The 23,434-nt window shown below is 67.7% G+C and carries 13 protein-coding genes; 7 read left to right on the forward strand and 6 right to left on the reverse strand.

The genetic code is table 11. The annotated features are described in order from the left end of the window. Position 1: 1 nt before the first annotated feature. Positions 2–610: a hypothetical protein gene (locus ACIA12_RS17450; RefSeq protein ID WP_396368005.1), complete on the reverse strand. Its 609-nt coding sequence runs from the start codon at positions 608–610 to the stop codon at positions 2–4. A gap of 100 nt (positions 611–710) precedes the next feature. On the opposite strand from ACIA12_RS17450, the gene ACIA12_RS17455 reads away from it, so the two are divergent. The 3 genes from ACIA12_RS17455 to ACIA12_RS17465 are packed head-to-tail and all read left to right on the forward strand — an operon-like array spanning position 711 to position 7,810. After that, positions 711–1,895: a M48 family metalloprotease gene (locus tag ACIA12_RS17455; RefSeq protein WP_396368006.1), complete on the forward strand. Its 1,185-nt coding sequence runs from the start codon at positions 711–713 to the stop codon at positions 1,893–1,895. Beyond that, positions 1,892–7,300: an AAA domain-containing protein gene (locus tag ACIA12_RS17460; RefSeq protein ID WP_396368007.1), complete on the forward strand. Its 5,409-nt coding sequence runs from the start codon at positions 1,892–1,894 to the stop codon at positions 7,298–7,300. The genes ACIA12_RS17455 and ACIA12_RS17460 overlap by 4 nt, the downstream gene beginning before the upstream one ends. Positions 7,301–7,351: 51 nt before the next feature. Then, positions 7,352–7,810, forward strand: coding sequence for a winged helix-turn-helix transcriptional regulator (locus ACIA12_RS17465; protein WP_396368008.1), 459 nt, complete (start codon positions 7,352–7,354; stop codon positions 7,808–7,810). Here ACIA12_RS17465 and ACIA12_RS17470 read toward each other — a convergent pair. Continuing rightward, positions 7,807–8,649, reverse strand: a complete 843-nt coding sequence (locus tag ACIA12_RS17470; RefSeq protein ID WP_396368009.1) for a tryptophan 2,3-dioxygenase — start codon at positions 8,647–8,649, stop codon at positions 7,807–7,809. The genes ACIA12_RS17465 and ACIA12_RS17470 overlap by 4 nt on opposite strands. Before the next feature lie 34 nt (positions 8,650–8,683). Then, entirely contained in the window at positions 8,684–9,316 is a 633-nt protein-coding gene (locus ACIA12_RS17475; protein WP_396368010.1) for a hypothetical protein, read from the reverse strand. A 142-nt stretch (positions 9,317–9,458) separates the two neighbouring features. Between ACIA12_RS17475 and ACIA12_RS17480 the strand changes: the two genes are divergently transcribed. After that, positions 9,459–11,303, forward strand: a complete 1,845-nt coding sequence (locus ACIA12_RS17480; RefSeq protein WP_396368011.1) for a hypothetical protein — start codon at positions 9,459–9,461, stop codon at positions 11,301–11,303. Here ACIA12_RS17480 and ACIA12_RS17485 read toward each other — a convergent pair. Beyond that, positions 11,293–15,771 (reverse strand): glycoside hydrolase family 2 TIM barrel-domain containing protein, encoded by a 4,479-nt coding sequence (locus ACIA12_RS17485; protein WP_396368012.1) that lies wholly within the window; start codon positions 15,769–15,771, stop codon positions 11,293–11,295. The two genes, ACIA12_RS17480 and ACIA12_RS17485, sit on opposite strands and share 11 nt — an antisense overlap. A 110-nt stretch (positions 15,772–15,881) precedes the next feature. Between ACIA12_RS17485 and ACIA12_RS17490 the strand changes: the two genes are divergently transcribed. Together ACIA12_RS17490 and ACIA12_RS17495 are read left to right on the forward strand one after the other, a co-directional pair. Then, the gene (locus tag ACIA12_RS17490; protein WP_396368013.1) at positions 15,882–17,348 is read left to right on the forward strand and encodes a glycoside hydrolase family 76 protein; all 1,467 of its coding nucleotides are present in this window, start codon (positions 15,882–15,884) and stop codon (positions 17,346–17,348) included. Then, positions 17,345–20,068: an AbfB domain-containing protein gene (locus ACIA12_RS17495; RefSeq protein ID WP_396368014.1), complete on the forward strand. Its 2,724-nt coding sequence runs from the start codon at positions 17,345–17,347 to the stop codon at positions 20,066–20,068. The genes ACIA12_RS17490 and ACIA12_RS17495 overlap by 4 nt, the downstream gene beginning before the upstream one ends. Before the next feature lie 9 nt (positions 20,069–20,077). Here ACIA12_RS17495 and ACIA12_RS17500 read toward each other — a convergent pair whose 3' ends face one another. Together ACIA12_RS17500 and ACIA12_RS17505 are read right to left on the reverse strand one after the other, a co-directional pair. After that, positions 20,078–21,283 carry a hypothetical protein gene (locus tag ACIA12_RS17500; protein WP_396368015.1) on the reverse strand — a complete coding sequence of 402 codons (1,206 nt, stop codon included), beginning with the start codon at positions 21,281–21,283 and terminating at the stop codon, positions 20,078–20,080. After that, positions 21,280–21,786, reverse strand: a complete 507-nt coding sequence (locus ACIA12_RS17505; RefSeq protein WP_396368016.1) for a SigE family RNA polymerase sigma factor — start codon at positions 21,784–21,786, stop codon at positions 21,280–21,282. Before ACIA12_RS17505 ends, ACIA12_RS17500 begins: the two co-directional genes overlap by 4 nt. Positions 21,787–21,875: 89 nt before the next feature. On the opposite strand from ACIA12_RS17505, the gene ACIA12_RS17510 reads away from it, so the two are divergent. Beyond that, the gene (locus tag ACIA12_RS17510) at positions 21,876–23,390 is read left to right on the forward strand and encodes a hypothetical protein (protein ID WP_396368017.1); all 1,515 of its coding nucleotides are present in this window, start codon (positions 21,876–21,878) and stop codon (positions 23,388–23,390) included. Positions 23,391–23,434: the final 44 nt, after the last annotated feature.

Raw genomic sequence — 23,434 nt, forward strand, 5'->3', positions numbered from 1 at the left:
GCTAGGTGGTCGGCAGCCTCAGGCCGGTACTGCGGAGTTCCAGGTCGGCGAGTCGGGTGATGACGGCCGTGTCGCCGTCGCGCCAGGCCGTGACCGGGTCGTCGGAGATCTTGGCCAGCTTGTGCATCGGCTGGTTGGCCATCGCCCGGAGCGCGAACAGGTCGAGGTCGGCCGCGTTGTCGATGAACCTGCGGGCGGCCGTCGCCCGGCGGCTGAACCTGATCCGCCGCGGCAGCCAGATCAGCAACGCGAACAACACCGGCAACCCGATCGTCACGGCGGCCAGCAGATAGGCCAGCTGCTCCACCGCATGCGCCTGATCCCGCCCCGCCTCGGCCAGCCGGGACGCCGCGTTCGCCGCTCCGTCGATCGGCGCGCGCAACTCGTCACCGACCGCCGGCACCTTCCCCACCGGCTCCGAGAACTTGTGCAGGTCAGCCGCCAGCCCGTCGCCGGCCTCGGCCGTCTTGCGGCCGGGATACCCGAGCGCATTGGTGATCTTGAAAACAAACAGCCCCAGCGCCGTGCAGAACGCCATCCAGCCCAGCAACATCAGATCCCCGAGAACCTGCCCGAACCGCTGCACACCCACATCGGAGTAGAGCTTCACGCCGGCCATCCCCTCGATCGGTTACTCCACCAATGCCCAAGTCGGAGCGCGCTGACACTAGCGTGAACTTTCTGTCTGCGGGGGTCGTTATGGTGACGTTGTGGTTGAGAAGTCGCTTGGGGTGCTGGGTTATCACCGGGCCGTCCTGTCGCAGGTGCGCCGGGTGGACGAGCGCGCCTGGGCGGCTTTGCGGGAGGGCGACGCGCGGGACGACGGGCTGAGCGACCTCCTGCTACGGAACACGTACCGGCTCGAGGCGGAGAGTCACGCCGAGTTGCACGCGGCGGGTCGGCGGGCCGCGGAGGCGCTCGGGCTTCAGGTGGAGATCGAGTTCTTCCAGGCGCAAGGAGCCGGGCAGCCCAACGCGTCGTTGCTGCATCAGGCCGATCGGGCGGTGATCCTGTTCGAGGGGCCGCTGCTGGAGCGGTTGGATCCGGACGAGCTGACGGCGGTCTGCGGGCATGAGTTGGCGCATCGGGTGCTGTGGACCGTGGAGGACGGCGCGTATCTCGCAGTCGACCGGCTACTCGACGCAGCAGCAGCCGACGCCCGCACTCCAGCGCAGTACTTGGAGACCCATCGCCGCTGGGTGATGGCCTGCGAACTGTTCGCCGACCGCGGCGCTCTCGTCGCCTGTGGAGACCTCGGTACTACGGTCCGCGCGCTGCTGAAAGTCCAAACAGGACTGGCCTCCGTCGACCCGGCCGCCTACCTCCGCCAAGCCGGCGAGCTGGACCTGAGCACCGGCAGTCGCGGGACGAGCCACCCCGAAGGCGTCGCCCGTGCCTGGGCACTCCAGAACTGGCTGGCCGACGAAGACGTCGAGGTGCTGCTGACCGGTCCACTCGACGTCGACTCGCCGGATCTGCTCGACGCCGCGTTGCTCCGCGAGCTGAGCATGGACTTCGCGGCGCACATCGCCCATTCGGAAGGGCTGCGCTCGGACACGGTCGCCACGTTTGCGGCCGGGTTCGCGGATCCGCCCGGGCCGCTCGGCGTACCGGGTGGTGCGGTGCCGCGGTTCGACGAGCCGTTGGCGATTCGGCCGGTGGATGGCGCGCCGATCCCGCGGCCGCGCGCGTTGACGGGTGCGACCCGGCAGTACCTCTGCTATCTGCTGCTCGATCTCGCGACGGCCGATCCCGAGTTGGGTGACGACGGGCTCATCGCCTCGCTGCGGCTGGCGCGGCGAGCCGGGCTTTCGGAGTACGACGATCTGGCCGACGACGAGCTCGGCTGGAGCGACAAGCGCCGGGCCGAGCTCACCCGGGCGGTGACGCCATGACGGAGCACGTCGCGCCGATGGGCGCCGGTATGAGGGATCTCGTGGCGCTGGCCGTCTCGCAGGGCGGGCTCGGCAACGACGCGCTGCTGGCCGCGGTACTGCCGTTGTTCCACGCCACCGCGGAGGTACACGAGCGCGGGCTGGTCGCGCCGTTGCGCGGACTCGACCGGATCACCGTCGACGACCGGACCAGACTCGGTTTCGCACCGGAGGATGCGTCGCGCCCAGCCCTCCAAACCGCCGAGATCGCTGCCAGGGAAGGACATCGGTCCTCAGCGGTCGAGGTCGTCGCGCATCGTCAGACCGAGCTCGACCTCGGCGAGAGCGGCGGCCGGCCGCAGTTGCAGGTGACCGAGCCCACCCCCGAGGCGATCACCGCGCCGGTGCTCGTGCCGGGCTGGCAGAGCTGGGAGCACGTCCTCGGTCATCACGATCCACTGACCGACATCTTCAGCCTGGGCCAACTCCTGCTCGGACTCGGCTGCGGACTCGACCTGTCCCGCACCGAGGACGTCGCCCGGCTGATCGATGCCCGAGGCAACTTCTACGCACTGACCGGTTCGCTGCATCCGGTGATCGTCTCGGTGGCTTCCCAGATGGCCGAGCCCGATCGCCATCGCCGCGCCCAGGACCTGCGCTCACTGATCGAGCAACTCGAGAACTACCGCGACCAGCCGCTCGACTTCGACGTCGACGCGATCACCCGCGACACGGCGGATCGGCGCGAGGCAGTCCTGAAAGCCTTGCGGGACAGGCTTTTCGACCTCTCCCGCCGCAACCGGCTGGTCAGTTTCCGGCACACGGCCCAGACGATCAACCTCACCGAGGTCTCCGTCCCGCTGATGCTCGACGTCCGCAACATCCGCGCCGAGCAGCTCTTCACCTGGAACGCCGACCTCGCCGCGCAACTCGTCGACGGCAAGGCCAAACCGCTCGGCAGATGGATCCGGTACGACGAAGCGCCGTACGCCGCCTCCGCGCTGGACAAGCTGATCTCGACGGCCAGGCGCGACCGAGCGGAGTACGGGCAGGACCAGTTGCGGCTCGTCCCGGCGTTCCTGCGCTGGCACGATCTCAAGAACGACCCGGCGACGCGGCTGACCTCGCCGCTGGTGCTCGTCAAGGTGGAGCTGGCGAAGAAGCGGGGCGTGCGCGATTCGTACACGCTGCGGATCACCGACCCGGTCGCGGAGGTCAATCCGACGCTGCGCCATCACCTGCACCAGCTGTACGGGATCAACCTTCCGGCCAAGGTGGATCTGAGCGAGCCGGACGCTGTCGAAGTACTGCATGAGAGGTTGCGGGCCGAGCTGCAAGCGTCCGAGCCAGGGCTGCAACTGCACTTGCGGGCGAAGCCGCGGATCGATCTCGTCAGGCAGCGCGCGATGGTGAAGCTGCGGAACTACCGGCGGCGACAGCACGGGAACAGGGCGAACGAGTTCGGCGGGCGGCACTATTCCTACTCGTATCGGCAGCCCGACTATCAGCCGCTCGGGGTGCAGATCTTCCGCAATCAGCTTGCTGTGCAGGAGTTGCCGCTGAGTGTCGTGTTCGGCGAGCCGCGACGGCCGGGCGCGATCGAGACCGACAGCTACACGCTGGAGACGGGCGACGACGGCAGTCCCTACTCGTGGGATGTCGATCTGTGCGCGGTCGCGCTGGCGAACTTCAACTACCGCACGCTCGGGCTGGTACGCGACTACGACGAACTGCTCGAGACCGGACGGTCGTGCCCGTCGTTCGACCAATTGTTCTCGGATCGGCCGCGGCCTTTGGTCAGCGATCCGTCTGAGCTGCCGACGTCGGCGCGACATCTGGTGGTGCCGGCGGACGGGTCGCAGGTGGCGGCGGTGGCGCGGGCTCAACGAGGTGAGAGCTTCGTCATTCAGGGGCCGCCGGGGACGGGCAAGTCGCAGACGATCACCAACATGATCGCGGATTTCGTGGCGCGCGGTCAGCGGGTGCTCTTCGTCTGCCAGAAACGCGCCGCGCTCGACGTCGTCCACGCCCGGCTGGTCAGCCGCCGCCTGGACGGCCTGTGCACGCTCATCCACGACTCCCAAGCCGACAAGAAGGCCTTCGTCCACGGCCTGCGCGACACCTACGAGACCTGGCTCGCGGCCTCCGACGACCTCGAAGACCTGACGGTACGCCGGGACGCGCTGGTGGCCCGGGTCGATCGCCTGCTCGCCACCGTCGGCGAATTCGAAACGCTGCTGGCCGGCGGTTCCCCTTCCCTGCGCACCGTCGTCAACACCCTGGCCGAGTCGCGCTCGTCCGCCTGGGGTTCATCCCTGGAGCCATCGCAACGCAAGTTGATCCCTTCCCCGGGCGATTGGTGGGGCGCCCGTGAGGTCGCGGGTGAGCTGTCCTCCGGCCTGGCCGCAGCGGATCCTTCCAGCGGCGGCGTACTGTCCCGAAGCGCCCTCAGCCTCGTCGCCCCCTCGGTCTGGTCAGCCCCCGGCGCCGACACCGAGATCCCCGCCACTGCCGCCGAAGCCCGCGCTGCTTGGTCGGCCGTCCTCAACGCGCTGGAATCCACCGGCCTGACACCACCCGCCGACGGCTGGCCGTCCATCGACCTCACCGTCCTCCGCCGCTTGACCGAGCTCGGCAAGGTCATGCTCCCGCTAGCCGAACGCGGCAAGTCCGAAGCGCTGGACGGCCACTCCCGTACAGCCCGTGAGCTGCGAGCCGCGGCCGCCGACCACGAGACTCTCCTGTCGGCCGAACAGACCGCCTGGCAAGAAGCGTCCGCTTGGACCGACCCCCTTCCACCAGCCGATGCCCGTTCGGCCCTGACAGTTGCCAAGAGCAAGGAAGGCACTCTGCTCGCCTTCCTGTCCGCCGACTGGCGCCGGATCAAGTCCCTGGTCCACACCCGAACGGACACCACCACCCGCGCCGTCCGCCCCACCATCACCGAACTCCTCACCACACTGATCACCGCCCAAGACAGCACCACCGCAACAACCGCCAGCACCCAAAACGCCCTCCAAACCTGGGGCACCCCCAACCCCAAAACCCTCTCCCAAACCCTCCAACACCTAACCCAAGACCAGTCCCTAGCCCCATGGCTCCCCACCCTGGCAACCGACCAACCGGCCCCCACCGCACCCACCGCTGCCGGTGCGGCCCCCTCCACCACCCCACCCACCGGCGGCGCATCCGCCGCAACTCCGGCGGCGCACTCCTACCACGCCACCTCGCCCACCGCACCTCCCGCGGCGCGCTCCGACCAGACCGGCTCGCCCGCCTCACGGGCCGGCGGCGTAGCCGCTGCGGGTTCGGGGGTGGGCTCCGGTCAGGTCACCTCGGCGTCGGCTGGCTCGCCTGGTGTTGATGGCGTTGCTGCGGGGCTTGCTCGGGTTGGGGTGCTGCTGGGCGACGCGGAGGGGGTTAGTGGGCGGTTGTTGGTGGCGGGGTATGCCGAGGGGACGTTGGGTGGGGTGCGGGAGGTTGTGGAGGTGCTGGCTTCGTCTGAGGTGGTGCCGGTGGTTCAGCGGTTGGTTGGGGTGATGCGGCGGTTTGGGGAGGTGCCGACCTCGGTGCAGGAGGCAGTACGTGGGTTGGAGGCGACGCCGGAGCAGTTGGAGTATGCGGTTTGTGCGTTGGAGTGGGAGCGGGCTCGGGCGGCGGCGCCGTTGCTGGGGGAGGTGACCTCGGCGCGGCTCGACTCGATCGTCGGGGAGTTGAGTTCGGTGTACGACGAGCTGACGACGGTCAACGCCGAGGTGGTGGTGGCCGGCGTACGGCGGCGGTTCTTGAGTGAGCTGGCGCATTCCGAGGCGAGTGTGACCGGGATGTCGCCGGAGGAGCGAGCGCGCAAGAAGGCGTTCAGCGCGGGGCGACGCGAACTGGAGCACGAGTTCGGCAAGGTCATGCGCTACAAGTCGATCCGCGATCTCGCGTCGGGCGACACCGGCGAGGTCGTCTCCCGCCTGCGCCCGGTCTGGCTGATGAGCCCGTCGTCGGTCTCGGACACCCTCCCGCTCGACACCTCCTTCGACGTGGTGATCTACGACGAGGCGAGCCAGATCCCCGTCGAGGAAGCGATCCCGGCGCTGCACCGCGCACCCCAGGTGATCGTCGTCGGCGACCAGATGCAACTGCCACCGACGCAGTACTTCCGCGTCGCCACCCCGGCCGCCGACCCGGACGACGAGGTCGAGCACGTCGGCGTCGCGTTGGCCGACGACAGCTTCCTGGCGATCAGCGCGCTCCGGCTCGCGTCGACCATGCTGACCTGGCACTACCGGAGCCGTTCCGAGGCGCTGATCTCGTTCAGCAACGCAGCCTTCTACCAAGGCCGCCTCGCAACCATCCCCGACCGCCTACCCGCCCACCCCGCACCACCATGGACCGTTCGGGCGGGTGATGATTCGCCTTCTCAGGTAGGGGAGGTTGTGGACGGGATGCTGGCGGGCAGCATCACCGCGGTGCGGATTGCCGATGGCATCTATGTACGGCGTACGAACCCGGCCGAGGCGAGGTGGATCGCCGGCCTCGTTCGCGAGATCCTCGCGCGTGACACCGGCAAGAGCCTCGGCATCGTGGCGTTCTCGGAGGCCCAACAGGGCGAGATCGAGCGGGCGCTGGACGAGTTGGCCGAGGCGGATCCGGAGTTCGGCGCGCGGTACGAGGCCGAGCAGGTGCGGACCCGCGACGAGCAGGACGCCGGACTGTTCGTGAAGAACCTGGAGAACGTCCAGGGCGACGAACGCGACATCGTCATCATGAGCGTCTGCTACGCCGCCGCCCCCGACGGCCGGATGCTGATGAACTTCGGCCCGATCAACACCTCCGGCGGCGAGAAACGCCTCAACGTCATCTTCAGCCGCGCCCGGCAGCACATGGTCATCGTCAGCAGCATCGACCCCGAGGCGATCACCAACACCTACAACGACGGCGCCAACACCCTGCGCCGCTTCCTCACCTACGCCAACGCCGTCTCCCAAGCCAACCCCGAAGCCACCCAGGCAGTCCTCAGCCAGTACGCCGTATCGCGCCCACGCGCCACAACCACCGGCTCGGCCGGTGACGCCGGGAGAGGACGGCATGCGAAAGCCGACGGAGGTGCGATTCGGTCGACGGTCGTCGAGCAACTGGCCGAGCGGCTGCGGGCGGAGGGGGTCGTGGTCGAGACGCAGGTCGGCGAGTCGGTCTTCCGCTGCGACCTGGCGCTGCGCCGGCCGAACGACGAAGGCCATCAACTCGCAGTACTGATCGACACCCCGGCGCGAATCGCCGCCGACACCCTGCTCGAACGCCTGACGACCCACCCTCGGGCTCTCACCGCAGGCGGCTGGCGAACCCACCACGTACTGACCAGCGACTGGACCACCACCCCAGACGCGGTACTGGCCCGCCTCCACGACGCCCTCAACCGCCCGACCGACAACTGACCAGCATCCGCCTGACTACGGAAGACACAAGTCAGCGGCTACCGTGAGTTCATGCACGTTGAGCTGAAGGGCCGCCTGGCCGAGCGGGGTCAACAGCCGCTCGGCGACTACTGCCCGATCGATCTCGCCATGCAGGCGATCGGGCAGCGATCCACGATCCTGCTGCTGCGCGAGGCGTACTACGGCGTCACCCGCTTCGACGACTTCGCCGCCCGCACCGGGCTGACCGAGGCGACGACAGCCGGACGCCTCAAGGCGCTCGTAGACCTCGGGGTGCTGGCCAAGACCGAGTACCAGGAGCCGGGCAAGCGCCGCCGGTACGAGTACCAGCTGACCGAGAGCGGCCAGGACCTGATGCCCGTCGTCTTCGGGCTGGCCCAGTGGAGCAACCGCCACCACGCCCCGCCCAAGCCGCTCGAGCTCAGCCACGACGGCCACCCGGTCGAGATAGTTGCCCGATGCACCGAAGGCCATCTGCCTGAGCTCGACGAGCTGACGGTAACGGTCTAGAGCGAAGAACGCAGCTGCCAGAGCAACGGGTAGTACCGAAGATCCAGCCGGCTGCGCAGATAACCAGCGCCTGAAGAACCGCCGGTACCTGGCTTGGCGCCGATCATCCGCTCGACCATCACCACGTGCCGCGCACGCCAAGCGGCCGCGAGCTCGTCATGCTGAACCAGCGCCTCAGCAAGCTCCCAGATCTCCGCATGACTGCTGCGATCCCCAGCCACCGTCTGCAATGCCTTGCGCAGATCATCCTCGTCGGTCGACGAGAAACCAGCCTGCTCGAGCACGCCCAGGAAGGCGTCCCACAACGTCGGCTCGGCCAGCCGCTGCTCCAGCCGTGCCGTCTCGGCCGCGCTCAATCCTCGGAACCGCTTCACGAACGACGGATCCTTGGCCCCCGACAGGAACTCGATCTCCCGGAACTGCACCGACTGGAACCCGCTGGCCGGCGACAACCGGTGCCGGAACTCGCCGAAGTCCTGCGGCGTCATCGTCTCCAGCACGTCGACCTGCTGGATCAGCGTGCGCTCGATCGTGTGCACCCGCCGGAGCAGGTGCTGCGCCTTCCAGAGCTGCCCGGTCAGCATCGCGTCGCGCGACGCCGTCATCTCGTGCAGGACCTGCTTGAACCACAGCTCGTAGACCTGGTGGATCGTGATGAACAGCAGTTCGTCATGCGCCGGCGGATCCGACTCCAGCCGCTGCTGATCGAGCAGCTGCTCCAGCCGCAGATAGCTGCCATAGGTGAGCCGGCCACCTTCTTCGCCGAAGTGGACATCCACCCCGTCCCAGCGTCCGGTCACCGCTTCCCCGCTGGGCTGCACTCCACTCGTCTCGCTCACGGCCTGAGGATAACCGCGATCACCGCCGGTGACGTCAGCTGTACAAAGAGTCCCGTACTACGTCCAGCCACACCCGTTTGACCCCTCCCGAGGAGATCAGCCGCCGCCACGCATCGACCGAGCCGACTAGCAGCCCGTCGCCATCGATCGACGTGTAGACATGCTCGACCCGAACCCCTTGCCCCGAGCGGACCAGCTCGCGCGCAGCCGGCTTGCTGTAGGTCACGATCACCGCCAGCCCCGCCGCGTTCTGCCGCCGGTACTCCGGCCGCGCCAGCAGACTCACATCGAACAACCGCCGGTCGACCACCCCGCGCTCGACCAGAGCAACCGCATCAGCCGGTACCGCGTACAGGTGACCGCCCGACGAGTAGACGCGCACCGGGATGCCACCACGCCCAGAGCCCGGCCGGAAGGCGACGACCGAACCGCGCCCGTCAACCGCCACCTGATCACCGGTGACCAGTCCGATCCAGTCCGCCGCCGGCGCCGTCCCAGCCAGATCAACCGGCCCCGTCGCAACCGAACCGGCCGGTGCGACTGCTTGGCCGGCCGGCTCGGTACCCCTCAGTGCCGAGCCGGCCGCCGAGCTCACGAACGGAGCCGAGACGGCGAGACCCACCGCGACGGCGACCACGCCGATGACCGCCGAGCCGCGAGCGCGCAACGTTTCCGACCTTCCTGTCCATGACCGCTGTGATCCTCTCCCGCAACCTATGAAGACGATGTCAGGGAGTTGTCAGGAAGCGATCGCAATGTCGTCTCGGGCGGCGGTGTGACTGCCAGCGCTGTCACTCGTTGGGCTCGTCATGGACATTCACGTCTTGCCCGACCGCAAGACCGTCGGTCCGGCCGAGGTCGAGGCCGCGTTGCTCGATGCCTACCCGTCCCTCGTCCGGCTCGCCTACCTGATCCTGCCGTCCTCGCTGGGCCGCCACCGCCGCATCCTGGCCGCGCACGGCATCGTCCAGCGCGCACTGCCCGACCGCCGTCGCCTCCAGCGACTACTGGCCGGTGAGACCGACGCAATCAGCTTCCTCCGTCGCCGGATACTCCAGGACGCCATCAGACAAGCCTCCTCTCGTACTCCGCTCCGCTGGCTACCGCAGGTCTGGGGCCTCCGACTGTTCCCCCGCCTGGGCGCAGTGGACAACCTGGTACTCGACCAGGCGCTCAGCACCCTCACCCCGCAGGCCCGGGCCGCCTGGGCGCTCGTACGGGCGGAGCAACTGTCCGTAGACGACGCCGAGCTGCAGCTACGGGCCATCGGCGTCCAGCACCCGCAAGCAGCGGTCAACGAGGCTGCCCTGCTCGAAGAGGTCACCGCCGACGACCCTCTCGACGTCTCATCGTCCGACCCCTGCGCGGTCCGTCTCGCACCGACCGATCTGATGGGCCGCAAGGTCAGCGGCCGCGCAGTGGCCATCGCTGTCACCGCAGTACTGGCCGCCGTGATCCTCATCTCCCTCCTCGCCACAGCAGGCAAGGAGCAACCACTAACCGCATCACAAGCCCAGCTGATGCTTGCCCCCAAGCTCACCGCGGACGGCCTGCAACGCACCCCCGCCAACAAGTGGCAGGACACGGCCCGCCTGGACTTCACCGCCTGGCCTCCGCGCGGAGACCGCCTCACCGACAAGGCCCTCCTCACCAGAGCCCTCCACGCCTGGTCTGTCGGCACCGGCGTGACAGCAGTAGCCGGTACGCCGACAGCCGCCCCCATCCAGTCCCCCCAACTCCTCTACTCCGGCACCGTGGACAACACGCCAGTGGTCCTCCTGTACGACGGCCAGCGCCTAGCCCGCTACACCGAAGGCACCGACAGCACCGACAGCACCGGACTAGTCATAGCCAGAGCCGACAACGCAGACGTCACCACAGCCGCAGCCGTCGTCATCAGCGAGTCGACCAAGGGCATCCGCTTCCTAACCGGCCCCTGGATCGCCACAGCAACCCTGCGCAACCTGGTAAAGCCCAACACCCCAGCAGCCGACCTCCCGCGAGCCGACGGCATCACTGCCCAGATCGCCCGCCCCACCTGCGCCTCCTGGTCGACCCTGCAACTCCGCTCGGCCTCAACCGTCGCCGAGAAGCACGCGTTCCTCCTGACCTACCTGGGCGGCCTCAGCCCCGTCCACCTGACCTACATGCCACCACCGTCGAGCGACGCCGCCCGCTCCCCACGCGAGGCGACCAGTACAGCCGCGCTACTGAGCTGGGCCAAGACCGCCTGTGGTCTGGAAGCCCTGCAGGGTCAAGGAGTCCGCTCCGCCAACAACTGGATCTTCGCCCAGCAGTCCCTGCCTGGCGGCGGAGTCGGCAACTGGGTCTGCACCCGCTCGGACACCTGGAACGGCAACGGCTGGGCCAGCGCGGAGCTACTAGCACCCGGCACCCCAGCACTCCCAGCAGGCAAGGCAGTCGACACAGCAGCCTGCAGCCGCTTCGACCAGAACGTCCTGGCCTCGGCCTACTGGAAGGCACCGACCGGCGGCTCCTACCTGCTGGCCGCCGGCAGCCGCCGCGTCGACCGCATCTCCCTCAACGGCCATACCTACAAGGGAAACCTGGTCGCCCAGCCATCCAGCAGCGCCCGCGCCAACCTCACCGCACACCTCAGCACGGGCGCCACCCTCACTCCCCTCAACAGGTAAGCCGCGCCGCCGCCCAGTCGGCATGATCGGACCCATTGCCGTCCCCCGCATCGTTGACGACCAACTGCAACTGCGAGCGCCCAGCCAGGTCGGCAGTCACCGCCACACCGTTGCCACCGCCCGTCAGCCGTGAAGTCGACGCCAGTACTACGCCGTCGCCCCGCACCTCGAAGCCGACGCTCCCCGACCCGCCGACCTCGGCATCCAGGCCGACGGTCGCATCGAACCGGGTACACCCGGCAGGCACGTCCAGCGTGATCACCGAGTTGGCATGCGCACCGAACCCCTTGGCGTAGCCGGTAGTACCGATCCGCAATGGTCCCCCATCTCCACCGACGTCCTCGCCGTTGCTGGTGTCCCGCTCGACCGGTCCCCACCCGTTGGTCGGCGTACCGACGTACGGGAGGTCGCTGGCCCAGCGCTGCCCGGATGCCAGCGGCAGGTCGACGCTGGCTGTCGCAGTAACCGGCCCACCATCCTCAAAGCTGGTCGTGGCCACGTACGAGTAGCTGCCGAAGCCTGCGCTGACCGGTGGAGTCACGACAAACGAGGCGGTCCTCGTCTGCCCGGCAACCACGTCACCCAGCGACACCACAGCCGGCGAGACAATCCAGCCACTCGGCACCGCTAACTTCACCGAGGTACCGCGCACCGGCTCGGCGCACTCGCCAGTGACAGTCACTGAGACGCTCTGCGGCACACCTTGCTTCGCCTCACCTTCAGGCTTGACCGCAGTGGTCGGATCGCAAGCGGCCGGCCCAGTGATCGCCGGTGCGCCCGTCGCAGCCTCTGCGGCGGACAGCGGCCGCAGCGTCACGGAGTACGAGCGCGGCTGGGCCGGATCGATCCGGTACGGCGCCTGAACGCTGTTGGGCGTCTCACCCATCCCCGTCTCGGCATCGCCGACATGCAGCGTCACCCAGCCACGGTTGCGCACCAGTTGCTTCTGGAAGTCGTACTCCGCCAGGTCCAGCCGGTCGTACGGCGTCACGCTCACGTCAACCGAGTCACCCTTCGAAGCAGCAACCAGCACCCCGCTAAGGCTGTCACTGAGACTCGTCCAGCGGGTATCGGTGTGGTTGCCGTACGCCTGCGGACGGGAGTACCGCACGTACTGCTCGTCCACCGTGCTCCGGTAGACACCGATGCGGGTGCCCGAGGCCCTGTCGTTGTAGCTCTCCTCAGGGCCGCGGCCGTAGTACGCGAACTTCCCCAGGGTCTGCGGCACTTGAAGGGAGAAGCCGACGCGCGGCAGGTACGGCAGGTTGGTGAGCTTGCTGCCGCGTGGTGTCACCTGGTGGGCCAGGGTGATCGCACCAGCGGCATCGATCGTGTAGGTCATCGTCTGCTCGAACGACAGCTCAGCAGCATGCCCGGGCGCGGCCGCGACGCTTGGCGCGGTCACCTGAACGCGCCCGTCGGGCAGCTCCTCCACCCCAGCAGGACCAGCACTCACGGCCAGCCGATCCATGCCCAGCGCGTTCCAGACCTGCCGATCGGCGGTTCCCCAGTCGTAGGTCTCGTTCGAGGTGGGCGGTCGCCAGACATCCAGCTCGGGACCGCGCTTCAGCAATTCTTTGCCTCTAGCAACCATGGAGACGAGCTTTCCCGCGGCGAACGTGTAGGTGAAGTCCTTGCCCGAGACGACGACTCGGCTGCCCTGGGTCACCACGGCGGGTCGGCCCAAGGCCGGCTTGTCACCAACTCCGGTCACCACCGTTCCACCAAGACGGAATTGATCGTGTTGGACCGCCGCGCCATTGCTCACGGCATCCAGATCGAGGAACCGCTCCAGCGACCGCGGGTTGTCCGCGGCCACCGGCAACTCCACGGTGCGGGAACTGTCCGGCGGCAAGGTCACCGGCAGCGTCCCTTGCCGGACAACCTCATCGGCTTGCCGGACGGCCCAGCGCAGGTCGAAGGTCAGCGGCGCGAACTGCTGCTCGTTCTGCAGGGTGACCACCCCGGGCGCACTCGACGAGAACCGCAACGGCGACTGTGCCCAGGCCATCTCGACCGTCTCGGGCTGCAGGTAGCGATCGGTCCCGACCAGGCCATCAGTCCCTGACAGGCTGATGCCGAGACTCTGGAACCGCCCCGCGTTGACCGTGCTCTCGAAGTCCAGCGCGAGCACCGCATCCTGGACGAAATCCGCTCCGCCAACAATCTCCGCGGCAGTGAGAGCACGTCGCAGAATCCGCACCTGGTCAAAGACACCATGCGCGATCCGACTGCCGACCTGGTCCTGCTGCGTCTGCGCGTTGCGACCGACGTTCACCTCCCACAAGCCCGGCTCGATCGTGCCAGTGGCCGGCGTCGACCCAGCCGCCTTGCCATCGACGTACAAGGTCAGCGCAGTCCCGTCGTACGTACCGGTGATCCGATGCCAGCTACCGATCCAGCCCGCGGGAGTCGGCGCGGTCACCGTCTTCTGCTGCCCGTTCAAGGTGACCCGGAACTCCAGCGTCGAGGCGTTCGGCTGCTGGAGCGCGTACTGCTGTCCCTTGGTCAGGATCGGCATCGACCCGGTCCAGCTGCCCGGTTTCACCCACGCATCGAGGGTCAACGGCCCAGGTACTTCCAACGACGGCGACCGGAAGACGTCGACGAAGTCGTCCAAGCTGGACAGGTCAATGCCCTTACCTTCATGTCCAAGAGTCAGCGACGGCTTGCCGACGAAGAACGCCTGTACCTTCCCAGCAGACGAGTCCGGCGTCGTGAGCAACGGTTGCTCGAGATTCTGCTCGGCCCAGTCCCAGATGAAGCCGCCCTGCATCGACGGGTACTTGCGGGCCAGCGCCCAGAACTGGTCGAAGTTGCCGAGGCCGTTGCCCATGGCATGGGCGTACTCGCCCATCACGATCGGCTTGCTGAACGTCTTCGCCTTGTTCTCCAGCGAGGCCGGCGTCGGGTAGCGCGGACCCGCGACATCGGCGTACGGCGCATCGCCGTCGGGCGAGTTGGACTGGTGGTACAACAACCTGGTTGGTTCATGAGCGTCGGCCCACTCCGCCATCGCGTAGTGCGCGGTGCCCAGGCCCGCTTCGTTCCCGGTATCCCAGAAGACGACGCTCGGGTGGTTCTTGTCGCGCTCGACCATCGCCTCGAACCGGTCGTGGTACGCCGCCTGCCACTCGGGCTTGCTGGCCAGGCAGACCGACGGGCAGGACTCGTGCGCGTGCGTCTCGATGTCCACCTCGTCGTCGATCAGCAGGCCGTACTTGTCGGCGAGCTCGTACCAGTACGGGTCGCTCTCGTAGTGCGAAGTGCGGACGGCATTGATGTGCAGTTGCTTCATCAGCCGGACGTCCTTCTCCATCGCCTCATGGGTGATGTGCCGGCCGGTCTTCGGATCGGTCTCCGACCTGTTGACGCCGCGGAACAGGATCCGCTTGCCGTTCAGCAGGATCTGCTTGTCCCGCACCTCGATCTCGCGGAAGCCGATCCGCTGACTGGTCCGGTGCACGACAGTGCCGGACGGATCACTCAACGAAAGGACCAGGCTGTAGAGCGTCGGCGTCTCATCCGACCACTTCGCCGGACTGTGCACGACCCCACTCAGCTTCGGGCCGGTGCCAGTCAACGTCGTCACAACCGCACCCGAAGGATCACGAAGCATCGCAGTCAGCACAGACCCCGGCTCGGCCCCCGCCAGCTCGGTATCGACGGTCAGCGTCGCGTCTTGGTAGGAGGCGTCCAGATCCGTTGTCACGTAGGCGTCCTGGATCCTTGCCGCAGGCACCGAGTACGAGTAGACGTCGCGGAAGATCCCGGCGTACCGCCACTGGTCGTAGTCCTCGAGGTACGACCCCGAGCCCCACCGATGAACCTGTACCGCGACGAGGTTCCGTCCAGCGTGCGCCACGTCGGTGATGTCGAACTCGGCCGGGCTGTAGCCGCCCTGGTCATAGCCGACGTACTTCCCGTTGACCCAGACGAAGTATCCGCTCGTCACGCCCTCGAACCGCAGCAACTGCAGACGGCCGGCCTCATCCGCGGGCACCGTGAACGTCTTCAGGTAGGCACCCGTCGGATTCACGTCCCGGGGCACGTTGGGCGGCGCGTCCGGCCAGACCTCCTCGGGGATGTTGCGGAACATCGGGTGATCGAGGAAGTCGCTCTGCCAGGTGTGCGGCACATTCACCGTCGACCAGCCGGAGTCGTCGTACCCCGGGAGCTGGTAGCCGGCCGGCACGTCACCCGGCTTGTCGACGAGCTTGAACTTCCACGAACCGTCCAGCGACCGCACGTACGGCGAGCCTTCGGCTCGTACGGCGGACGCGTCGTCGGCGTACGGCCAGAGCCGGCTGTGCGGCGCGACCTGGCCCTCGGCGACCCGGCCGGGATCCTCCAGATAGGTATGCACGTCGGCAGGGCCGTCAGCTGCGCCGGCGGTTCCCGGGACAGCGACCAGCACGCCGGACAGCAGGGCGAGCGCAGCGATGAAGTTCAGGCGACGGGCGGACATCGCACTCCCTCAAAGTTCGATTAGTTTCGATCACGTGCAGTATTGACGACCTCACAGCCTGCGTCTACTTTCGTGAAAACGCTCTCTTCCTACCGCCCCAGGGAGAACTCATGATTGTTGGAATCGTTTCCGCCCTCTTGACAGCGATCTCCGTCCCGGCCGGCGCTCCACCGCCGGCGCCCGCACCCTCCACCCAGGCGGTGACGATGTCGGCGAACGCGACCATCTGCAACAAGTACTGCGACGCTCGCGATCCGGCGCTGTCCCCGGGCGACCGGTCACCCGTCTCGGCGACGATCTTCGGCCGCACGCTGCGGCTGCACTTCGACGACGCCGACGCGATGGGCTGGGCCTCGATCGAGAACGGCAACCCCGGCGACGAGGTCTGGCTGGACCGCTCGATGGACGGCGGCCGGACCTGGTCCGGTGGGAGCCGGCTCGGCAACACGGTGGTACCGGCCGGACAGCGCGGCTGGCGAACGCAGATGTTCAACGTGGACGACTGGAACAACGAAGGTGTCGGCGCACTGCGGGCCTGCGGCAAGGCCGGTGACCGGGCCGACATCGCCTGTACGCCGTGGGCGCGGACCACCTGGAACGCGTGGGACCGGCGGACCGCCGCGGCGACGGCGCAGATGCAGTTCTACAACCGGTCGACCGGGCTCTTCGACACGACCGGCTGGTGGAACGCGGCCAACGCGCTGACCGCCGTGATCGACAACGCGCGGGTGTCGGGGATGAACAGCTACCGGTACGCGATCGGGCGTACCTACGACCTGAACCTCAACAAGGCGGAGGGGCAGTTCCGCAACGACTACATCGACGACACCGGCTGGTGGGGTCTCGCGTGGATCGCCGCGTACGACTACACCGGTGATGCCCGGTACCTGCAGACGGCGCGCGCGGATGCCGACCACATGGCGGCGTACTGGGACAACACCTGTGGTGGCGGGGTCTGGTGGAGTGAGGCGAAGACGTACAAGAACGCGATCTCCAACTCGCTCTACATCCAGCTCAGCGCCGCCCTCCACAACCGGATCTCGGGCGACACGACGTACCTGCAACGGGCGCAGGCCGGCTGGACCTGGTTCCAGCAGACCGGCATGATCAACAGCTCCCATCTGGTGAACGACGGCATCAACCTCTCCACCTGCAAGAACAACGGCGACGTCGCCTGGACCTACAACCAGGGCGTCCTCCTGGGTGCGCTCACCGAGCTCTCCAAGGCCACCAACAACACCGCGTACCTGACCACCGCCCGCCAAATAGCCGACGCCGCCACCACGTCGTCAGGCCTCAACACAGCGGACGGGATCCTCCGCGAGCCCTGCGAGTCAGGCGACTGCGGCGGCGACGGCCCCTCCTTCAAAGGCGCGCACGTCCGTGGCCTGGGCAAACTGAACGCCGCCCTCTCCGACCACCCCTACACCACCTACCTCCGCAAGCAATCCGACCGAGCCTTCGCTTCTGACCGAACGGCGATGGACCAGTACGGCCTCCACTGGTACGGCCCCGTCGACAAACTGGACGCAGCCCGCCAGCACAGCGCCCTGGACCTTCTGAACGCGACCCCATGAGGCGCCTCATGCTGGCGGTGGCTCTCATCGCGACGGCCCTACTGGCACCTTCGGTATCCGCACAAGCAGTCGCCGAGTTCGCTCCCAAGACTCCACGGCTGCCGACGCCCTGGTCGAATCAGGTGTCCACGACCAACCCGCTGCCGGAATATCCGCGACCCCAACTGACCCGCACGCAGTGGCAAAGCCTCAACGGCATCTGGCAGTTCGCACCCACCACCAACCTCGACAACCCACCCACCGGCACCACCCTCAACGAGGAAGTGCTCGTCCCCTATCCCATCGAATCCGCGCTCTCCGGCATCGAGCGACACGAAGAGCGGATGTACTACCGCCGCACCTTCACCGTCCCGCAGGCCTGGTCCGGCCAACGCGTGCAACTCAACTTCGGCGCCGTCATGTGGCAGTCCAAGGTCTGGGTCAACGGCACCCTGCTCGGCACCCACGAAGGCGGCTACGACGCCTTCTCCTACGACATCACCACAGCCCTCCGCGCCGGATCGAACGAGATCATCGTCGGCGTCTGGGCACCCGTCGACACCCAGGACATTCCGCTCGGCAAGCAACGCCTCAACCGCGGCGGCATCTGGTACACCCCGACCTCCGGCATCTGGCAGACCGCCTGGCTCGAGCCCACCAACGCCGCCAGAATCACCCGCCTCGACACCATCCCCAACGTCGCCGCCAGCGCTCTCGACCTCACCGTCCAAGGCACTGCCGGCCAAACCGTCACCGCACAAGTCCTCCAGAACGGCCAGCTCGTCGGCCAAGCAACCGGCACCACCGGCACCCAGTTCCGCATCCCCGTCCCCAACCCCAGGCTCTGGTCCCCCGACGATCCCTACCTGTACGACCTCAAGGTCACCCTTGCCGGCGGTGACACGGTCGGCGGGTACTTCGGGATGCGATCCGTCGGCAAGGCCACGCTCGGCGGCGTCCTCCGTCCGACCCTCAACGGCAAGTTCGTCTACCAGCTCGGCACCCTCGACCAGGGCTACTGGCCCGACGGCCTCTCGACCGCGCCGACCGACGAGGCCTTGCGCTTCGACCTCGAACAGCAGAAGGCGCTCGGCTTCAACATGGTCCGCAAGCACATCAAGGTCGAGTCCGCCCGCTGGTTCTACTGGGCCGACAAGCTCGGCCTGATGGTCTGGCAGGACATGCCCGCACTCGTTGCCGGTCGCAACGCTTCGGCCACCGGCCAGGCCCGGTACGAGACCGAGCTGCGCCGGCTGATCGACAACCACAAGGGCATCACCTCGATCATCCAGTGGATCCCCTTCAACGAGGGCTGGGGTGAGTACGACGCCGGCCGGATCACCGACCTGGTCAAGTCGCTCGACCCGACCCGCCTGGTCAACCACAACTCCGGCTCGAACTGCTGCGACTCCGATCCCGACCCCGGCAACGGCGACATCATCGACGACCACATGTACGTCGGCCCGGCAGTCGCCCGGGCACCTTCATCCACCCGTGTCCTCCAACTGGGCGAGTACGGCGGTCTCGGCCTGCACGTCCCAGAGCACGAGTGGTCGAGCGGCAACACCTTCGCCTACGAGATGCTGCCGACCTCGGAGGCCCTCACCAACCGGTACGTCCAGATCACCAGCCAGCTGACCGACCTGATCACCGGCTCGGGCCTGTCCGGCAGCGTCTACACCGAGCCGACCGATGTCGAGGACGAGATCAACGGCTTCTTCACCTACGACCGCCAGGTCCGCAAGATGGACTTCGCCAAGGTCCGCGAGGTCAACCTCAAGGTGATCGCCGCCGCCAAGGGCACCGTGCTGCCGACCGGCAAACTCGCGTCCCTGCAGGTGACCACGACAGGCCTCACCACCCGGTACCTCCGGCACGCCAACGGATTGGCCGCGACCGAGGTGGTCAACACCGCCAGCAGCAAGGGACTCAAGCAGGACAGCACCTTCTGGGTCCGCCCGGGCCTCGCCGACGCAGCCTGCTACTCCTTCGAGTCGCGCAACTTCCCCGGCCAATACCTCCGCCACTTCAACAACCGCATCCAGAAGGACGCCAACACGGGCGGCACCTTCACCGCCGACGCGACGTTCTGCGCTCGCGAAGGGCTCAGCGGCGGCGGTACGTCGCTCGAGTCGAAGAACCTGCCCGGACGCTATCTCCGTCACCGCAACGCAGAGGTCTGGCTCGACAGCGACACGGGCGGCTCCTTCCGCGAGGACGCGACGTGGAACGTCGTACCAGGCTGGTGGCGCAGTGGCGCCGACCTGGCCGAAGGGCAGACCAGATCGTTCCGGGTGACCACCGCCGGCTACACGAATCGGTACCTTCGGCATCAGGACGGCGCTGCCCGCACGGACGTGATCGACGCCGCCTCACCGCTGCAAGCCCGGCAGGACGCGAGCTTCGTCATCCGCGCCGGATTGGCCGAGAGCAGTTGCTACTCGCTCGAGTCGCGCAACTTCCCCGGACAGTTCCTGCGCCATCGCGGCTATCGCATCTACAAGGACCCCAACGACGGCACCTCCACCTTCGCCAAGGACGCGACGTTCTGCGCGCAACCGCCGCGGGCCGGAGGTACCGGCAACGTCTCTCTGCAGTCGTTCAACTACCCGACCCACTACGTGCGCCATGCGAACGAGCTCGTCTACATAGCCGTTGCCGGAGGCGCCAATCCGTGGGACGGCGCCGGCAGCTACGACGCGGACACCACCTGGACCGACACCCCCGGCCTCGGAGGCTGACGAGGATCCTTACTTGTCGAAGACCGGGTCCGTCACCAACTCGATCAACTGGTCCTTGGTGGCGGCTCCGGCCGGCAGAGCCGTGCCCGGGTAGAGAATGCGGACCGAGGCAAGGTCGCCATCGGGCTGCACGTAGGTCGCGCCCATCACATACTTGAGTCCGTCCCCGTAGGACCGAGCGCCCTGGTAGTACTGGAGCTTCTTGCCGTCCGGCAAGGTCAGCGGTGTGCAACTGGGCACGGACAGCTGGACTTCGCAGGTACGGGCCCTCGGCTTGGCGTTCGCCCCGAACTCGACCGTCGCCGCAAGCGAACCGTTCGTCCAGTCCAGCACGGCGATGTACCTCCCGGCGATCTCCTGGATCCGCCGCGGGTCCACCGTGTCACCTGGCAGGATCGCATTCGTCTCGCGGAGGACCTCGTCGGTGTGGGGCGCATAGTCCTTCAGCTGTTGCTCGGCAGCCACTTCCTCGGCGGTCATCGGCGGCAGGTTCAACTCGGGGTCGGCGACGAAGGACATCAGCTCGGCGTCGGTGATCCCGATCTCGTGCGCCCCGGTCGTCGTGCCGGTCCCGAACCACGGACGGACCGCGAGGTAGACGACCTCACCATCGGGCTGCCGGTACTGGATCTCCGCCCGATCGCCCACCCTGCCGATCGTCGCCGATCCGCCGTCGGGCATCGTCGTGCTGTGGCAGACCGGTTTCAGTCCTTCGACGTGGCCGCAGCCCGGACCGTCGCCGGATCCGTAGAGACCGAGGTCGATCAGGCTCCTGCCCTGCTGGCCGGCGATCTTCCAGCCTGCTTGGCCGATGACTGCTTCTTGCCCTGGCTGGCGGTTGACCGCGAAGGCCGCGTTCTCGAAGGTGAGGTGCCGCACGCCCGGATCGAAGTGTTTGGCGAACAGTCCCCGCATCTTCCCGTTGAAGGCGGCATCCACTTCCCGGACGTCGTTCGGCGCGATGGCATTGCCGGTCGGTCCGCCGACCGGGGGACTACTGTGCCCAGCGTTGGTCGACAGCCAGCTGGTCATCCCCAGCACCAGTACCGCGACCGCAGCCGCGCCCCCGACCACACCGCTGCCGGTCAGTACACGGTGCCGGCGCAGACGGCGGCGGCCGGCCGCCAGGTCGTCACTCAGTGCCCTGGGCAACAGATTGTCCTGGGCGCTCGCGGCGTCCGCGAGCCGATCCGACAGTTCCTTCTCGTCGATCATCGGTCGGTTCCTCCCACTGCCCCGAACTGGGCGGTCAGCAATTCGTTGAGCCGGGCCAGGGCGCGGGAGCACTGGCTCTTCACCGTGCCTGGTTTGCAGTGCAGGTCGGCCGCGGTCTCCTCGACGGACAGCCCGACGAAGTACCGAAGGATCACCACCTGCCGCTGGCCGATCGGCAGACTGGCCAGCGCCTCGATCAGCGCCCGCCGGTCCTCGACGGCGAAGTCGTCGGCCATCAGGACGTCGACGCCGTCCAGGCCGGGGGCCTCGCGGCGCCACGGCCGTCTGCTCTCGTCGATCCCGGAGTTCACCAGGATCCGCCGGGCGTAGGCGTCCACGTTCCCGGCCCGCCGGACCTTCGGCCAGGCGACATACAGCTTCAGAAGCGCCGTCTGGACCAGGTCCTCGGCCTTGTGGACGTCTCCGCAGAGCAGGTACGCGATCCGCCGCAACTGCGTCCGGCGCTGCCCGACGTACTCGCTGAACTCAGCGTCTCGTGCCATCCCACATCCCCTCGCTCATCCCGTCACCGATGAATACGGAACGGCCCGGAGATCGGTTGTCAGACCCCATTGGCCCATAACTTGGGGCCATGGAGATCCTCAGGACGGCCGGTAACTCGCGGATGCCTGCCGGTGTGCTCGAAGTGTCCGCGGCCGACGACATCGAGTTCGTACTGACCTACCGCCCGCTCAAGACGCCCGAGCAAGAGGACCAGGCCCTGATCCGGGGAACCGGGATCGAGACGCTGACCGGCTTCCTCGAAGGCACCGGCCCGGTCGTGGGCGCCGACGTGCAGCGACTCGGGACGGCTGCCCGGGCGAAGGCGGAACAGGATGACCTCAGCAGTTACGACCTCTGGTCGATCCGCGACGCCGTCGGACGCTGGTTCCACAAGGCGGGCCTGTCGCATGAATGGATCGAGGTCGAGGGCGGCGCGCACCGGCGGATCGAGCGCGAGCACGTCCTCCTGCGGGTGCCTCAGGCGGGCACCGACCGGTCAGTCATGTACAGCATCGACTTCCGCACCGTCGGCCGGGACAACGACCATTTCACCTTCACGGAGGAGTACCGCGCGCCGGACGAGGTGCTCGGCTACACCTACACAGTGCCGATGGCGTACGGCGATCTGCCCGTACTGGCCGCCTATCTGGCAGAGCAACTGGGCATCGCCGATGAGCCCGCGGACCCCGAGGATCTCCTGATTCGCTGCCTGGAGGAGGCCATCGCCGGTGGCCGGCTCGACCCGGGAGCCGGGCAAGCGACCGCCCGGGACCAGGTCGCGCGCTGGCGGGCAGCAGCCGGGGTCGAATGGGCCGAAGGCCCGCCTGGGTACGACCGCCGAGAAGTCCTGCTGCAACAGCCGCGGGGCGGTGACCGACTCGTCACGGTGTCACTCTCGATCGGCAGCTACAACAAGCAGCTTCGGTTCGAGGAGAGCTATGGCGTCTCCGATCAGACCTATCGTGACGGTCACTATCAGGTGGAGATTCCGTGGACTGCGGCCGAGACTCTGCTGGGCTGGCTGGAAGCGCGGGTGGGCGAGCAGGCCGAGGGGCTGAGTGTCGACGACCGGCTGGTGCGGGCGTTCGGCGTACTCGCTGAGCGGGGTGAGCTCGCGCCGGGACGGCCGATGGCTGTTCGGGACCGGGTCGCCGGCTGGCTGACGGCGGCCGGCGTGGAGTTCAAGAGTTGGGGCCACGACTGGAAGGAGACGCTGCTCAGCGTGTACCGGGAGCGGACCAACTGCATCTTCACGCTCAAGCTCACCCTGGACGCGACCGACGAGAAAGCGGGCATTCACTTCTCCGAGCACTACGACTATCTACCCGGCTCGGCGGACACGGGGCGCGAGTACGCCTACAGCGTTCAGACGCCTTTCGGCTCGGCTGAGGCGCTCGTCGAGTATTTCGATCAGCGGCTCGGGCAGCCGACGAGCGGCACCCTCAGCGAGCGGCTGGTCGCGAGCTTCGCCGCCGTGACGGCCAGGGGTGAGCTGGCCGACCACCTTCCGTTGGAGGAGAACCGCGACCGGGTGGCGCGCTGGTTCACCGAGGCGGGGGTGCCGCTGAAGACCGAGAAGTGGTCCTGGTTCAACTCGGACTGAAATAAACCCGATTCATCTTCCACTCACCGGCGAAGTGTGCGATT

Source organism: Kribbella sp. NPDC051620 (assembly GCF_044453825.1).
Lineage (GTDB): Bacteria > Actinomycetota > Actinomycetes > Propionibacteriales > Kribbellaceae > Kribbella.

What these genes read in the sequence shown, in the direction of transcription:
- ACIA12_RS17460 (WP_396368007.1), top strand. Translation starts at nt 1,892, where the DNA reads ATGACGGAGCACGTCGCGCCGATGGGCGCCGGTATGAGGGATCTCGTG.
- ACIA12_RS17465 (WP_396368008.1), top strand. Translation starts at nt 7,352, where the DNA reads ATGCACGTTGAGCTGAAGGGCCGCCTGGCCGAGCGGGGTCAACAGCCG.
- ACIA12_RS17480 (WP_396368011.1), top strand. Translation starts at nt 9,459, where the DNA reads ATGGACATTCACGTCTTGCCCGACCGCAAGACCGTCGGTCCGGCCGAG.
- ACIA12_RS17485 (WP_396368012.1), bottom strand. Translation starts at nt 15,771, where the DNA reads ATGTCCGCCCGTCGCCTGAACTTCATCGCTGCGCTCGCCCTGCTGTCC.
- ACIA12_RS17490 (WP_396368013.1), top strand. Translation starts at nt 15,882, where the DNA reads ATGATTGTTGGAATCGTTTCCGCCCTCTTGACAGCGATCTCCGTCCCG.
- ACIA12_RS17495 (WP_396368014.1), top strand. Translation starts at nt 17,345, where the DNA reads ATGAGGCGCCTCATGCTGGCGGTGGCTCTCATCGCGACGGCCCTACTG.
- ACIA12_RS17500 (WP_396368015.1), bottom strand. Translation starts at nt 21,283, where the DNA reads ATGATCGACGAGAAGGAACTGTCGGATCGGCTCGCGGACGCCGCGAGC.
- ACIA12_RS17505 (WP_396368016.1), bottom strand. Translation starts at nt 21,786, where the DNA reads ATGGCACGAGACGCTGAGTTCAGCGAGTACGTCGGGCAGCGCCGGACG.
- ACIA12_RS17510 (WP_396368017.1), top strand. Translation starts at nt 21,876, where the DNA reads ATGGAGATCCTCAGGACGGCCGGTAACTCGCGGATGCCTGCCGGTGTG.